At 62.7% G+C, this 14,667-nt stretch carries 14 protein-coding genes and 1 tRNA gene; 6 read left to right on the top strand and 9 right to left on the bottom strand.

Features of this window, described 5'->3' with window-relative positions; genetic code table 11:
- Window positions 1–13: 13 nt before the first annotated feature.
- Genes EJ066_RS02270 through EJ066_RS02255 form a run of 4 tightly spaced genes read right to left on the bottom strand, consistent with a single transcriptional unit; the run spans window position 14 to window position 4,437 of the window.
- Window positions 14–790, bottom strand: a complete 777-nt coding sequence (locus tag EJ066_RS02270; protein WP_126034618.1) for an enoyl-CoA hydratase/isomerase family protein — start codon at window positions 788–790, stop codon at window positions 14–16.
- The gene (locus EJ066_RS02265) at window positions 783–2,384 is read right to left on the bottom strand and encodes an acyl CoA:acetate/3-ketoacid CoA transferase (RefSeq protein ID WP_126034617.1); all 1,602 of its coding nucleotides are present in this window, start codon (window positions 2,382–2,384) and stop codon (window positions 783–785) included. The genes EJ066_RS02270 and EJ066_RS02265 overlap by 8 nt, the downstream gene beginning before the upstream one ends.
- The gene (locus EJ066_RS02260) at window positions 2,381–3,397 is read right to left on the bottom strand and encodes a Gfo/Idh/MocA family oxidoreductase (protein WP_126034616.1); all 1,017 of its coding nucleotides are present in this window, start codon (window positions 3,395–3,397) and stop codon (window positions 2,381–2,383) included. Before EJ066_RS02260 ends, EJ066_RS02265 begins: the two co-directional genes overlap by 4 nt.
- Entirely contained in the window at window positions 3,394–4,437 is a 1,044-nt protein-coding gene (locus EJ066_RS02255; RefSeq protein WP_126034615.1) for a LacI family DNA-binding transcriptional regulator, read from the bottom strand. Before EJ066_RS02255 ends, EJ066_RS02260 begins: the two co-directional genes overlap by 4 nt.
- 242 nt (window positions 4,438–4,679) lie before the next feature.
- On the opposite strand from EJ066_RS02255, the gene EJ066_RS02250 reads away from it, so the two are divergent.
- The 3 genes from EJ066_RS02250 (at window position 4,680) to EJ066_RS02240 (ending at window position 7,339) form a co-directional block, all read left to right on the top strand.
- Window positions 4,680–5,834, top strand: a complete 1,155-nt coding sequence (locus EJ066_RS02250; protein ID WP_126034614.1) for a dihydrodipicolinate synthase family protein — start codon at window positions 4,680–4,682, stop codon at window positions 5,832–5,834.
- A 139-nt stretch (window positions 5,835–5,973) separates the two neighbouring features.
- A complete protein-coding gene (locus tag EJ066_RS02245; protein WP_126034613.1) occupies window positions 5,974–6,936 on the top strand; it encodes a GDP-L-fucose synthase in 963 nt (320 codons plus the stop codon).
- Between the two features lie 199 nt (window positions 6,937–7,135).
- Complete coding sequence (locus EJ066_RS02240) at window positions 7,136–7,339, top strand: hypothetical protein (RefSeq protein ID WP_126034612.1); 204 nt, start codon at window positions 7,136–7,138, stop codon at window positions 7,337–7,339.
- A gap of 69 nt (window positions 7,340–7,408) precedes the next feature.
- On the opposite strand, the gene EJ066_RS02235 is transcribed toward EJ066_RS02240, so the two are convergent.
- A tRNA-Val gene (locus EJ066_RS02235) sits at window positions 7,409–7,483 on the bottom strand.
- A 114-nt stretch (window positions 7,484–7,597) separates the two neighbouring features.
- Entirely contained in the window at window positions 7,598–7,960 is a 363-nt protein-coding gene (locus tag EJ066_RS02230; protein ID WP_006199474.1) for a response regulator, read from the bottom strand.
- Between the two features lie 163 nt (window positions 7,961–8,123).
- Between EJ066_RS02230 and EJ066_RS02225 the strand changes: the two genes are divergently transcribed.
- Together EJ066_RS02225 and hisN are read left to right on the top strand one after the other, a co-directional pair.
- Window positions 8,124–9,065, top strand: a complete 942-nt coding sequence (locus EJ066_RS02225; RefSeq protein ID WP_126034611.1) for an N-formylglutamate amidohydrolase — start codon at window positions 8,124–8,126, stop codon at window positions 9,063–9,065.
- Window positions 9,066–9,513: 448 nt separating this feature from the next.
- Entirely contained in the window at window positions 9,514–10,287 is a 774-nt protein-coding gene (hisN, locus tag EJ066_RS02220) for a histidinol-phosphatase (protein ID WP_126034610.1), read from the top strand.
- A 2-nt stretch (window positions 10,288–10,289) separates the two neighbouring features.
- On the opposite strand, the gene EJ066_RS02215 is transcribed toward hisN, so the two are convergent.
- Together EJ066_RS02215 and EJ066_RS02210 are read right to left on the bottom strand one after the other, a co-directional pair.
- A protein-coding gene (locus EJ066_RS02215) for an IS5 family transposase (RefSeq protein ID WP_126034609.1) occupies window positions 10,290–11,053 on the bottom strand; the annotation gives its coding sequence in 2 pieces (ribosomal slippage) (window positions 10,290–10,720 and window positions 10,720–11,053; 765 coding nt in all).
- A 110-nt stretch (window positions 11,054–11,163) separates the two neighbouring features.
- Window positions 11,164–12,138, bottom strand: a complete 975-nt coding sequence (locus EJ066_RS02210) for an alpha/beta hydrolase (protein WP_126034608.1) — start codon at window positions 12,136–12,138, stop codon at window positions 11,164–11,166.
- Between the two features lie 571 nt (window positions 12,139–12,709).
- On the opposite strand from EJ066_RS02210, the gene EJ066_RS02205 reads away from it, so the two are divergent.
- The gene (locus tag EJ066_RS02205) at window positions 12,710–13,177 is read left to right on the top strand and encodes an Hsp20 family protein (protein ID WP_126034607.1); all 468 of its coding nucleotides are present in this window, start codon (window positions 12,710–12,712) and stop codon (window positions 13,175–13,177) included.
- A gap of 79 nt (window positions 13,178–13,256) precedes the next feature.
- On the opposite strand, the gene EJ066_RS02200 is transcribed toward EJ066_RS02205, so the two are convergent.
- A complete protein-coding gene (locus EJ066_RS02200) occupies window positions 13,257–14,309 on the bottom strand; it encodes a low specificity L-threonine aldolase (RefSeq protein WP_126034606.1) in 1,053 nt (350 codons plus the stop codon).
- Window positions 14,310–14,667 lie beyond the last annotated feature (358 nt).

Here is a 14,667-nt window from a genome sequence, read left to right as displayed (position 1 = left end):
TTCTGGATTCCGCTTACGATCTTGAAAATGCTGGTTTCTGTTTGGCCTTGAAAGCGCCGACACCGGCCTTGAGGTCGCCGGTCAGCGCGATGAAGCCGCTGGCCAGCGCTTCGGTTGCGGCGGCACTTTCTTCGCCTTCCGCCACCGCCATCATCAGCTTGGCGGCCTCCGTCGCCAAAGGTCCGCGCTCGGCGATTTTTTCTCCCCAGGCCTTGGCCTCGGCGAGTGCGTTGCCGGTCTCTACCACCCGATCGACGATACCGAGAGCGAGTGCCTCGGAGGCGAGAAAAACCTCGCCGCCGAGCGCCATGCGCCGCACCGTCTGCGCGCCGAAGCGGCGCACCGCGCGCTGCGTGCCGGACCAGCCGGGCACCACGCCGATCGAGGTTTCGGGGAAGCCGAGCTTCACTTGCGTTTCCGCCATGCGGAAGTCGCAGGCGACCGCCAGTTCCAGACCGCCGCCCAGCGCATGGCCGGATAGCACGGCGATGGTCGGCTGCCGCAGCCGCGCCAGCCGGTCGAAGACACGATGGCCATAACGCACCCATTGCACCTGGAAATCGGCGGCGCTCATTTGCGACCACGCCTCGACGTCGCCGCCCGAGCAAAAACCCTTGCCTTCGCCACACAGCAGCACGGCGCGGATACCTTCCGCAGCCTCCGCTTGGTCGAGCGCGGCTTCCAGTGCGCGCAGCATCGGGATGTCGAGCGCGTTGAATTTCTCCGGCCGGCGCAGCGTGACGATGCCGATGGCGCCGTCAGCTTCAAAGGTGACGAGACGCTCAGCCATGCGTGCCTCCACGCGAGGCGCCGCCATTGAGCGACAGGCCGATCGGCCGATCCCGGTAGAGTGCGTCCGGTGTCACTTTCAGATCGTTGGCGACACCGAGCGGAATCTCGGCCTGCGCCAGCACGTCGCGCTGAAGGTCGATCCCGGGTGCCAGCTCGGTCACCATCAGCCCATCCGGCGTCAACTTCATCACGCAGCGCTCAGTGACATAGGTGATGTCCTGTCCTTGCGCGACCGCGCGCTTGCCCGAAAACGAGATGTGCTCGACCTCGCCGACCACCTTCTTGACCTTGCCTTCCCCGTCGATGCGGATGCCGCCATCGGCCAGCGACAGCTTGGCGCCGGCATTGAAGAAACCGGAAAAGACGATCTTCTTCGCCCGCGCGGTGATGTCGACGAAGCCGCCGGCGCCGGCGGTGACATGCGGGCGGGCCGAAAGCTTCGACACGTTGACCGAGCCATGGCGGTCGATCTGCAGGAAAGACAGCAGCGACGCGTCGAAGCCGCCGCCCTGGAAGTAGATGAACTGGTGCGGCGAGGGCATGAAGGCATCGGCATTCGACGAGCAGCCGAACTTGAAGTCGAGGAGCGGCACACCGCCGACCGCGCCCTGTTCGATCACCCAGATGACCTTGCCGTGCTGGCCTTCCTCGAGAAGGATGCGCGGCACGTTGGCCGAGATGCCGAAGCCGATGTTGACGGCCATGCCGTCGGCAAGCTCCATCGCGACGCGCCGCGCGATCACCTTCTGGACGCTCATCTCGGCGTTGCGGAAGGTCGACAGCGGCCGGAAGATCTCGCCCGAGATCGCCGGGTCGTAAGGCGTCAGCGTCGTCTGCAACTGGTCGGGCGCCACCACGATATGGTCGACCAGCACGCCGGGCACGCGCACGTCGTGCGGCTTCAGCGTGCCGTTCTCGACGACGCGCTTGACCTGCGCGATGACGATGCCGCCATTGTTTCGGGCGGCGAGCGCCTGTTCCAGCCCGCCGAGATAGGCGCCCTCGTGCTCATAGGTGAGGTTGCCGCGCTCGTCGGCCGTCGTTGCGCGGATGATCGAGACATCAGGCACGATCGAGCGGAAATAGAGCCATTCCTCACCGTCGAACTGCTGCACCGAAACGATCGGCTCGCTGGCGGCCGCATTCATGGCACAGCCCTGATGACGTGGATCGGCGAAGGTGTCGAGGCCGACCTTGGTCAGCACGCCCGGCCGCTTGGCGGCGGCCTCACGATGCATGTCGAACAGGATGCCGGAGGGCACATTGTAGGCAGCGACCGAATTGTCGCCGATCATCTTCCAGATCTGCGGCGGTTCCGAGGAGGAGGGGCCGGACGGATAGGAGCCGCACAGCGTGCGCTGCAACAGGCCGGGCTTGGCCAGATGGTCGATACCCCTGATGCCGTACATGTCGCCGGCGGCGATCGGGTGCAGCGTCGTGATGTTCCTCGGATGGCCCTCAGTCTCGAAGCGTTCGCCGATCGCGGCAAGCACCGCATCCGGGCAGCCGAGACCGCTCGACGACGAGACGGAAACGACCATGCCGTCCCTGATCAGGCTCGCGGCCCGCGCTGCGGAGACCAGCTTGCTCATCCTGCGCTCCCGAGTTTCGGATCGACCGCGACGGCCTTGCCGGATCTGGCTGATTGCAACGCCGCTTCGGCTGATGTCAGCGACCAGATGCCGTCTTCGCCGGTAGCCGACGGCTGGCCATCGCCGCGTATCGCCGCTTGGAACTGCCGCACCGACCTGACGTAGAGATCCTCGCGGTCGAAGCTCAATTCCTCCTCGCCCTTTGCCGTGCGCAGCAGCACGGAGCCGATCGGCTTCTGGGTCATCACATCTTTCGCGATTAGCGAGCCTTCGCTGCCATGCACCTCGAAGCCGGTGCCGGCGAATTTGGTGGTGAAGCCCTCATGCGACTGCGCGATGACGCCCGATCTGAAGCGCCAGATGCACATGGCGCCATCTTCCAGCCCGCCGGCGGCCATGCCTGCGGTCTGCGTGAAGGCCGAAACCTCGAGCGGATCATCGCCGAGCACGAAGCGCAGCGTGTCGGCATCGTGCACGGTGATGTCGAGCACGACACCACCACCCGCATCCGGCCTGGTGATGCGCCAACCCTGCAGGCTTTCCGGCAGATAGACGGAGTGGAAGACGCGCGCGGCAATCGGCTTGCCGATGCGGCCGGCGGCAATGGCTTCGCGCATCGCCCGGTGCGAGCCGGCATTGCGCAGGTGGTGATTGGTGCCGAGCACGACGGCCGCCGCCTTAGCGGCGGCGACCATCTTGCGCGCATCGTCGCTGGTCAGCGCCAGCGGCTTTTCGCACAACACATGTTTGCCCGCCTTGATGGCGGCTAAAGCCTGTTCGAGATGCAATTCGTTGGTGGTCGAGATGTAGACGGCGTCGATGTCGGAGCCGAGCAGTTCATCGAGCGTCGCGACGGCGAGCGGAATGCCATTCTCCTTCGCATAGGACGTGGCGCGCTCCGGGCTGGAGCTCATCACCGCCGCGATCCCGCTGTTCGGTTGCGCGCGGATGGCGCTGATCATGAATTGCCTTGCGATCGTGCTTGCGCCGATCAGTCCCCATTTCACGGTCATGCCGCGTCTCCCATTCCCGCACGACGATCGGGACCGCAACTGTCCCTGACCACGAGGTTGACGGCGCCGATATGATCCTCGGCGCGCGTGGTACGCGACTGGATCATCTTCAGCATGACATGGGCGGCGCGCTCGCCGAGGCCCGCCGAATCCACCGCGACGCTGGTCAGCGCCGGCATGTAATGCTGGGCTTCGACCACGTCGTCGAAGCCGACGACGGCGAAATCCGCGCCGGGCTCAAGGCCGCGCTTGCGCAGCGCCAGCATGACGCCGAAGGCGACCGCATCGTTGAAGCACAGCGCCGCGGTCGGCGGCTCGGCCATCGCGAGGGCCGTTTCCAGACAGGCAATGCCGCCCTTACGGCTGGTCTCGCCTTCGACGACGAGCGTATCGCGTGCGGCGATGCCGAGCGTCTCGCAGGCCTCGCGAAAACCGCCCAGGCGCTCATGATAGACCACCAGATCCGACGAGCCGCCGAAGAAGGCCAGCCGGCGATGCCCTTTGCCGATCAGATGGGCGGTGGCGAGCCAGGCGCCGCGATGATTGTCGGGCGCGATCACCGGGATGCGGCTCTCGGGAAGGCGGCGCATGGTGAAGACGACCGGAAGGCCCGCCGTCTCGATGCGGCGGAAAGCACCTGATGCCGTGCCGCGCGCCGGCGACACGATGAGCCCGGCGACACCTTGCTCCATAAGCGATTTCAGCACTTCTTCCTGGCGCACCGGGTTCTCCGCCGTGTTGGCGATGAACGGCACGATGCCCGCCGACTGGAAGACGCGCTCCATACCGACCGCCATTTCAGCGAAAAAGGGGTTGGTGAGGTCGTTGATGACCATGCCGATGACATTGGAATGGGCCTTGCGCAGATTGGCGGCGCCGCGGTTGTAGACATAGCCGACATCCTCGATCGCCTTGCGAACCTTCAGCGCCGTTTCAGGCCGGATCAGCCCGCTGCCCTGCAGCACGAGCGACACCGTCGACTTGGACACGCCCGCCTCGCGGGCAATGTCGAGTATCGTCGCCTTTGCCCTGCTGGCCATCCAGATCCGTCCTCCCGGTTATTTTTTGTCAGATTTTATTGGAACGTTCTAATCCCATTGTTGGATTTGAGTCAATCAGGATTTTTTCCCAATCGGAAAACGGGAGTTTAGCCGCGTAATGTTGGCCCTTTCCAAGGGATTTGTGCTGCGACGCAACATCTTGCGAGAGCGGGGCGCATAATCAGAAAGGCTCTTGATCTATTGGAACGTTCCATTTATAGGCTCGGCCAAGGGAGAGATCGATGGACATTGCCTTGCCCGAAGAGGGCGGTCGCAGCACGCGCTACCGCCTTGTCGGCCAGCCGGCGCAGCCGGTGATCGGTGCGCGGTTTTCGCGCATCGCCTATGCCGCCGCCCATGTCGTTGCCGATCCTCTGGCAATGACCGATCCATGGTCTCACCCCGCGGTCGACTGGGAGCGTACGATGGCGTTCCGCCATCATCTCTGGCGGCTCGGCTTCCGTGTCGCCGAGGCGATGGACACCGCGCAGCGCGGCATGGGTTTCGACTGGGCAAACGCCAGGGAATTGATCCGCCGCTCGATCGCCGAGGCGCGAACGGTTGAAGGCGCCGATCTCGCCTCGGGTGCCGGGACAGACCATCTGGCGCCAGATGCCGCTAAGGGGCTCGACGACGTGGTCGCGGCCTATGAAGAGCAGTTCGGTTTCATCGAGGGCCTGAGCGGCAAGGCGATCATGATGGCTAGCCGGGCGCTGGCTGCCGTGGCCAAGGGGCCAGATGACTACGCGCGCGTCTACGACCGCATCCTCTCACAGGCGTCCGGCAAGGTGATCCTGCACTGGCTGGGCGACATGTTCGATCCGGCGCTCAAGGGCTATTGGGGCAGCGGCAATTTCGACACCGCGCTCGACACGGTGGTCGCCGTCATCGAAAGACACGCCGAGAAGGTCGAGGGGATCAAGATATCGCTGCTCGACGTCGGCAAAGAGGTTGCCCTGCGGAACCGGCTGCCTGACGGGGTCGTTATGTTCACCGGCGACGACTTCAACTACCCCGAACTGATCGCCGGCGATGGCGAAAGACACTCGCACGCGTTGCTCGGCATTTTCGATGCCATCGCGCCGGTCGCCAATGCCGCGCTGGCGAAACTGGCTGACGGCGACCGCGCCGGTTATGACGCACTGATGGCGCCGACCGTGCCACTGTCGCGAAAAATCTTCGAGGCGCCGACCGAATACTACAAGGCCGGTATCGTCTTCATCGCATGGCTGAACGGCCATCAGGAGCATTTTTCGATGGTCGGCGGCATGCAATCGGCGCGCGGCATCCGCCACTATGCCGATGTCTTCCGCCTAGCCGACCAGGCAGGATTGCTGGCCGACCCGGAGCTTGCCGTCGCAAGAATGAAGAGCCTGTGCGCCGTCGCGGGTGTCTGACTGTTTACCGCAAGACTTCGCCCAAATCTTCGATTTGCCTTGTCCGGCCAAATCTGTATGCGGTATGCGTCCGACGCAGGCCCATCCGGCGCGCCGACGCCAGATGGTCATAGCGGCCGTTCTGCACAGGGATACGCCAATGGATTTCGAACTTCAGGGCAAGCGCGTTTTCGTGGCCGGGCATCGGGGCATGGTCGGCTCGGCCATATTGCGCAGGCTGGCGGACGAGGATTGCGAGGTCTTGACCGCGTCCCGCGATGAACTCGACCTGATGGACCAGGCCGGCGTGCGGCGCTGGATGGCCGACCACAGGCCGGACGCGGTGGTGATGGCGGCGGCCAAGGTTGGCGGCATCCTGGCAAACGACAGATTGCCGGTGGATTTCCTGCAGGACAATCTCGTCATGCAGACCAACGTCATCGAGAGCGCCTTTCGCAACGAGGTGCAGAAATTGCTGTTCCTCGGTTCGTCCTGCATCTATCCGAAGTTCGCGGCACAGCCGATCTCCGAGGACGCCTTGCTGACCGGGCCGCTCGAGCCGACCAACGAATGGTATGCGATCGCCAAGATCGCCGGGCTGAAACTGTGCCAAGCCTATCGGCGCCAATATGGTGTCGAGTACATCTCGGCGATGCCGACCAACCTCTACGGTCCGGGCGACAATTTCGACCTCTCCAGCAGCCATGTCGTACCGGCTCTCATGCGCAAGGCGCACCAGGCCAAGCGGGCCGGCGCCAAGACCCTGGAGGTCTGGGGATCGGGCACGCCGATGCGCGAATTCCTGCATGTCGACGACGCCGCCGATGCCCTGGTCTGGCTGCTGAAAAACTACGCCGGCGACAGCCACGTCAATGTCGGCTCGGGCGAAGACATCACCATTGCCGAGCTGGCCCGCACCATGCTCTCCGTCGTCGGCGCCGATGCCACGCTCACATTCGATGCGACGAAGCCGGACGGCACGCCGCGCAAGCTGATGGACGTGTCGCGCCTGTTTGCCACGGGCTGGCGCCCGCGGTACTCGCTCCACAGCGGACTGGAGGAGACCTATGCGTGGTTTCTCCAGCATATCGAGAAGGGCGATCTCCGCCTCGGCGCCGCCTGACTTTCAACGCGCTGATTGCCGCTGGAGATGACAGCCCCTGGGCGGCCTGAAGCAGGTCGCGAAGCTCATGCGGTGCCTTGAAGCGGACGGCTTCGCGCACGTTTCGGCATGTCCTTCAATTTTCTTGTGAACCAATCCTGCCTGAGAAGCGACCAAGCACTGCGTCTGCAAAAGCGCGGTCAATCATGGAGAACTTCTCATGTCTATTGCGATACGAAATATCTTTCTTGCCGCCGTTTCAGCTTCGGTGTTGGCGGGTTGTCAGACAACGGTGACGAGAGAGTGCGACAAACCAAATACAAAAACCGTCTACCACGGCAAATGCTGCGGCGTTGGCGACACCAACTGCCGGGAAGGCAATGGCGGCAGGCCGGGACATACGCCGGATCCAAGGCCACAATGATCCGGACCCCGCCCCGTCCTGGTTCAAGCCGGGGCGGGCGTCCCACGTTTTCAGGGCGGATTGTCTGGATGGTGGGCGTGACAGGGATTGAACCTGTGACCCCTGCAATGTCAATGCAGTGCTCTCCCGCTGAGCTACACGCCCATCCGAAGCCGCGCATACACCATTTTTGGCTCAGCGCGTCAATAGCAGGAAAAGGGAAAGAAAGGCTCGCCCTGTCGCACCGCTGAAGGCGGCCGAAGGCCTGCCAGAATCGGCTCAGGCTGCCTGCAGCATCTTTTCGACCTCGTTGACGAGATCGCGCAGATGGAACGGCTTCGACAGCACCTTGGCGTCTTTCGGCGCCTTGGAGTCTGGATTGAGCGCAACGGCGGCGAAGCCGGTGATGAACATGACCTTGAGGTCGGGATCGATCTCGGTGGCGCGGCGGGCGAGTTCTATGCCGTCCATCTCAGGCATGACGATATCGGTCAACAGCAGCGAGAAAGGCTCTTCGCGCAGCCGCTCGTAGGCGCTGGCGCCATTGTCGAAATCGCTGACCTGGTAGCCGGCACGCTCCAGCGCCTTGACGAGGAACCGGCGCATATCGTCGTCGTCTTCCGCCAGTAGAATGCGTGCCATCTTATCCCGTCCGAATCACCCACCCGAGACTGCCGTGGGGCAAACCCGTTAACCATCCTGTATATGAGGAGGTGACGGTAAACATCAAGTGAACGATGAAGAGCCCGATCCGTATTTAACGAAGCGATCCGGGCGCCGAAATGCTGGACATGCGGCCGGTGAGGTGGCACTTTCCAACCATGATGCATTGGTATTTCCGGGTTCGTTCAAATTGAAAACGGCAGCCGAGGATTTTTCGGTCGTTCCACCCTTCGAAATCCGGTCGGGCGCTGAACAGCGCGTCCCCTTCCTCTTCAACTCGCCGCATAGCGGCCGCCACTATCCGGACCGGTTCCTGGCCATGGCAAGGCTGGACCGAAACGCCATCCGACGGTCCGAGGATTGCTATGTCGACGAATTGTTCGGCGGCGCCGTCGCGCTCGGTGCGCCGATGCTGGCGGCAAACTTTCCGCGCGCCTATCTCGACGTCAACCGGGAGCCATGGGAACTCGATCCGCGCATGTTCGCCGAACCCGTGCCGTCCTTCTGCAATATCCGCTCGGCGCGCGTGGCCGGCGGGCTTGGCACCGTGCCCAAGCTGGTGGGAGAGGGGCTCGACATCTATTCCGGCCGCTTGCCGCTGGCGGAAGCCATCGCGCGTATCGAGGCTGTCTACAAGCCTTATCACGAGACGCTGAAACGGCTTTTGACCAGGACCCATGCGCGGTTCGGCTTTGCCGTGCTTATCGATTGCCACTCGATGCCGGCGAGCATCAGGGTCGGCGATAACGGTCTCAGGCCGGACTTCATCGTCGGCGACCGTTTCGGCATGTCCGCCTCGGCAGCGTTGACGGAGACGGCGATCGGCCTGCTCATCGGCATGGGCTATACCGTCGCCCATAACAAGCCCTATGCCGGCGGCTTCATCACCGAGCATTACGGCCGCCCGGTGCGCCATCTCCATGCACTGCAGATCGAGGTCAATCGCGGGCTTTACATGAACGAGCGGACGTTCCAGAAATCCGCCGGCTTCGATGCGCTCGCCGACGATCTGGCACAATTCTCGGCCGACCTGATGGCGATGCCCGATCACGATTTTATCGATCTGCCGCTTGCCGCCGAATGACGCCAAAAATCGGAATCGATTTGTAAGGGGCCTGCGCCGAAGGGATCCTGAGGCCAAGGGGATCCTGGGGCCAAGTCGCCAGACATGAACTCTTGCGCTGGATAAAGGCGTCAGCGTGCGGGTCGGGAGAGACGCACGGTCCGCTGGACGGCGCGCCGAAAAAAAGACCGCATCGTTTGCACGACACGGTCGAAGTCTAGGGAGGAAACGCCCAAGGAGGGCATGGACAGGAAAACCTGTCCGAGAACAAAACTATTGTGCGCTGCACAAATGTCAAGGCACCGTCAGACATTTTTAATTCACTGTGATGTGGAAATTGCATTTCGAGGGCGCCAGCGTTGCATTCGAGCAACAGTTGCCGCTGCGCAAAAGTTTCCGCACGCCCTTGTTTTAGCGGAAAACCACAGGCAAACGACTGTCTCGGCATGCTGCAAAGCGGGAGAATCAGTTGGACATCAGCATCGATTTCATGCGGCGCATTGCGCATGCCGCCGCGGCCGAAACCTTGCCGCGCTTCCGCAGCCAAGGCGCGGTCGCCAACAAGGAGCAAAGCAGCTTCGACCCGGTCACCGAGGCCGACCGCGAGGCCGAGCGGGTCATCCGGGCGCTTATATCAGCGGAGTATCCCGATCACGGTATTCTCGGCGAGGAGCATGGCAGCGAGAACATCTCCAGCAGGCATGTCTGGGTGATCGATCCGATCGACGGCACGCGCGCCTTCATTTCCGGCCTGCCGGTGTGGGGCACGCTGGTCGGGCTGACGGTCGACGGCGATGCCGTTGCCGGCATGATGTCGCAGCCCTTCACCGGCGAGCTTTTCTATGCCAACGCTTCCGGCGCCCACTACGAAGGTCCGGGCGGGCCGCGAAGGTTGACGACACGCAAGACGACGAGCCTGGCCGAGGCAACGCTGTTCACCACCACGCCGGCGCTGTTCAAGGGAGACGCTCGCCTGCGCTACGATCTGTTCGAGCAGCAGGTCCAGCTCGCCCGCTACGGCACCGACTGCTACGCTTTCGCCATGGTCGCGGCGGGAAGCGTCGACATCGTCGCCGACCCCGGATTGAAACCCTACGATATCGTCGCGCTGATCCCGATCATCGAGAAGGCTGGCGGCGTCGTCACCACCTTCGAAGGCGGACCGGCGGAAAAGGGCGGCGACATCCTGGCCGCGGCGACGCCGGAGCTTCATGCCGCTGCGATGGCCGCGCTGCGCGGCTAGGGTCAGGACTCATTGATCCAAAAGATGAATGCTGCGGCGAAGGCAATGGCTGACAGGAAGGTGTGAGCGCATCGGTCGTAGCGGGTGTGGATGCGACGCCAGTCCTTGAGCCGGGCGAACATGTTCTCGATCTTGTGGCGCTGTCGGTAGAGGATTGGATCGTATACGTGCTTTGTGCGGTGTTTGGCATGAGGAGGAATGCACGGCGTGATGCCTCGATCTGCCAGCGCCTGCCGGAAGGCAGCGGAACTGTAGGCCCTGTCGGCGAGCAGGAAGCTGGCGTGCGGTAGCTGCTCGAGAACTGCGGCAGCAGTCTTGTGATCGTTGGCCTGTCCCTCGCTCAGATAGAGTAGCAGCGGCCGCCCCTTGCCGTCGCAAACCACCTGCAGTTTGGTGGTCAGCCCGCCCCGGCTGCGTCCGATACATCGGGGTAGAGCCCCTTTTTGAGCAGGCTCGCCGCCGTTCGATGCGCCTTGAGATGAGTGGCATCGATCATCAGCCTCTCGGTACCGCCACCTTGCGCGGCTAGCTCGGCCAAGATGCGGTTGAACACGCCCAGCCGGCTCCAGCGGATGAAGCGGTTGTAGATGGTCTTGTGCGGACCGTAGCCGGCAGGGGCATCTCGCCAGCGCAATCCATTGCGGATCACAAACAGGATGCCGCTCAGCACCCGCCGGTCGTCCACGCGTGGAACCCCATGCGAAAGCGGGAAATAGGGCTCAATCCGGCGCATCTGCTCCGGGGTCAACATCAGCAAATCAGTCAAGGTGGCATCCTCCTGCCACCTTGAATCATCACCCAGCCGACAACTCAACCAATTAATGGGTCCTGAGCCTAGCTAAAGGACATCGCCGGGACGACCGCCGGGGTGCTCAATCAGGCCGTGTCGTCGCTTCCGGGGATGAAGGCGTCGAAGGCGGCAAGCAACTGCTCGCGATAGATGTCGGCTTCCTGCAGGATTTCATGGCGTGCGCCATCGATCGTTAGCAGCGAGCCGAGACGCAGACGCCTGGCGTAGGCTTCCACGGCCTTGGTCGAAACGACCTGATCGGCGCCGGCGGCGATCACCAGCAAGGGGACCTTGATCCTGGCCATAAAGTCCGGATCGCTGATGGTTACCGACGCCTCCGCCGCCGCTTTCAGCCAGCGGATCGTCGGGCCGCCGAGCGCCAGTTGCGGGTAGGTCTCGTAGATCAGCGTGTTGCGCCGATATCGCTCCGGATCTGATGTCACCTTGTTGGTGGCAAAGGGTGCCGGCTCCTTCGGCCGTGGTCCCCAGGCAGCATAAAGCCGGCCAAGGCCCAGCAAACAGAACAACGAACAGAGGCGGCGAACGGTCTTTATCGAGACCGGCAGGTCGGGCACGGTCAAGAACGGCGCAATCAGCACCATGCGCCGCACGCGGTTCACCATCGACGGCGCGGCAAGCAGCGTGATCACCGCCCCTGCCGAATGGGCCAATATGTAGTAGGGCCCCCGGCAGTCGGGCAGCACGATCTCCTCGAAGAACTGTTCCAGGTCGCTGGTGTAGTCGAAGAAGCTTCTGACATAGCCGCGCTGAGGGTCGCCGATCAGCCGGTCGGAACCGCCCTGGCCGCGCCAGTCGAAGGTCGCAACGCCGAAGCCGCGATCGGCAAGGTTGCGGATGGTCTCGAAATATTTCTCGATGCACTCGTTGCGGCCGGTGAGGACGATCACGGTGCCCTTCATCGGGCGGGCAACGGCGGGAAATAGGCCGTGGCGGATCTTCTTGCCGTCACGCGTGTTGAAGAAACCGCCGGCCGCTTTTTCCGGTGACGGATTGCCCGGAATTTCGTGGAAGAGGGAAACTTCGTGGAGGAGATCCGTCATTCGGCACTTCGTTCTTTGTATGTCATTGCCGGTATTGGGCCGGTATTGGGCCGGCATTGAGGCCTGCATTGGATGCAAGCCCCAGGGCATGGTGATAGACGCCCATGCGCCAAAAGCAAAGGAGTTCCGGGTGGGTGGAGCGCAGACAACGAGCAAGGCCGGAAGCAGCCTGCGGCGTGCCTCCGGCCCCTGTCGATCCGGGAGGAAGGGACGTTACACCCGGTCGGCCTCGTCGCGGCGCCTTACGCATGACCCCGAAAATCGGACCCGATTTTCGCTGGGGTTCATGCGCAATCAAAGTGTTACAGCGTCCTTTGCGCGTCCGGCGGACGCGCGGCGCCGTAACCGCCGCCTGTTGCTTGATCCTGGAAACAGTCTAGCGCCGCTTAGCTGAACGTCCGCCGAAGCCGCGGTTCATCTGCCGTTCATCGAGAAATCTTGAAATGCTTTCGGCTACTCCCCAAATGTTGAGTGCGGCCGCCAATGTCGGGGCCGCTGGCCCATCCGGAACGCCGTTACGGGTTTCGCAGCGGCCATACGCAAACCTTGTTGCTCAACAGGAGAACACATCATGCGTCACGTTGATTTTTCCCCGCTCTATCGTTCGACCGTCGGTTTCGACCGGCTGTTCACCATGCTCGATTCGCTTGCGCAGCCCGACGGCGCGCAGACCTACCCGCCCTACAACATCGAGCGCACCGGCGAGGATTCCTATCGCATCTCGATGGCGGTCGCCGGCTTCTCGGAAGACGAGATTTCGATCGAAGCCCATCGCAATGTGCTGACCGTCAAGGGTGAGCGCAAGGAAGCGGGCGATGGCGAAGGCTCCGAACTGCTCTATCGCGGTATCGCTTCGCGCGCCTTCGAGCGCCGCTTCCAGCTTGCCGACCATGTCGACGTCGTCGGCGCAACGCTGAAGAACGGCCTGCTCTTCGTCGACCTTAAGCGGAACATCCCCGAGGAACTGAAGCCCCGTAAAATCGCGATCACCGCGTCTTCGGCGAAGGCCAAGCAGATCGAGGCCAAGAACGCCGCGTAAGCTGCGTAACCAAAACGGTCTCGTCAGGGACTAAGGGCGGCGCCAAGCGTCGCCCTTTTCTATTGGTCGACGAGTGCCGCTACCCAGCGATCAGGTTGCCGAAACCGTCAACTTCTTCGGCTGTGGTGGCGAAGCTGGTGACGAAACGGTAGAGCGCCTCGTCCGCGCCGATATGGCCGTCAAAGCCATGCGGCTTGTGCCAGTCATAGAAGGCCGCACCGGCCACTTGCGCTCTTTCAGCCTCTGCCTTCTTCATCACCGCGAAGACCTCGTTGGCTTGCGGCAGCCAGGCCAGACGCGCCGACGGGGAATCCTCGATCACTGCTGCAAGGCGCGCCGCCATGGCGTTGGCGTGCCGGGCCGTGTCGAGCCATAAGCCGTCCTTGAAATAGGCTTCGAACTGCGCAGCGACGAAGCGTGATTTCGAGAACAATTGCGCTGCGCGCTTGCGCAGGAAGGCCAGTTCCTCGGCGCGGTCGAGATCGAACAGCACGATAGCCTCGGCGCACCAGCAGCCGTTCTTGGTGCCGCCGAAGGAGAGGATGTCGATGCCGCGCTTCCAGGTCATCTCCGCCGGCGTCGTGTCGAGCGCGACCAGCGCATTGGCGAAACGGGCGCCATCCATGTGCAGCGGCAGTTTGTGATGCTTGGCGATCTCCGAAATCCTGGCGATTTCGTTCAGCGTGTAGATGGTGCCGACCTCCGTCGACTGGGTGATCGTCACCGCCATCGGGCGTCCGGAATGGACGATTTCAGGCGCGAACCGGCCCACAGCCCTTTCCAGCTTGTTCGGATCGATCTTGCCCAGCGCACCGTCGACGGCGTAAAGCCGTGAGCCGCCGGTAAAGTATTCCGGCGCGCCGCATTCATCCTCGATGACGTGCGATTCTCGATGGCAGAAAGAAATGCCGCCGGGCTTGTTATAGGTGGTCAGCGACAGCGAATTGGCAGCAGTGCCGGTCGCCACGAAAAACACCGCGACCTCGCGCTCGAAGATTTCGTTGAAGCGGTGGTAGACGGCCTGGTCGAGGGCGCCGTCGCCATAGGCCGTGGAAAAGCCACCGGCATGGGCCGACAGGCCCGCGGCGATGTCGGGATGGGCGCCTGCCCAATTGTCGGAAGCGAAGATCATGCGTTTGCCTGTGCTGGGAAAATCGATGCAACCTTGGCCGCTTTCGCATGCCGCCCGCAAGTGCCAGGCGCCGGAAAAGCGGTAAAGCCAGTGAGAGGCGAGGATGGAGACAAACGACCGAAGGTTACGTTTTGACATGGTCGCGCGTAATTTTCTGTCGCTGAATGCCCAAGATTGTTGTGAATCGGTCTTGTGCGCATCTGAAATTTCTGTCATAAAAATTTAGGACAGTAGTACTGTCTTATTTTGTCGCGCAAAACGGGCTGGATTGGCGTATCATTGGGCCTCTCCGGCTGTTGCTGCGAGCGACAGGTAGACAGTCTGGCTCTGGCCTGTACGATTGCCGGATGCGAACCAT

It is taken from the genome of Mesorhizobium sp. M9A.F.Ca.ET.002.03.1.2 (assembly GCF_003952365.1).
Lineage (GTDB): Bacteria > Pseudomonadota > Alphaproteobacteria > Rhizobiales > Rhizobiaceae > Mesorhizobium.
This window is presented reverse-complemented; position numbering and strand designations above follow the sequence as displayed.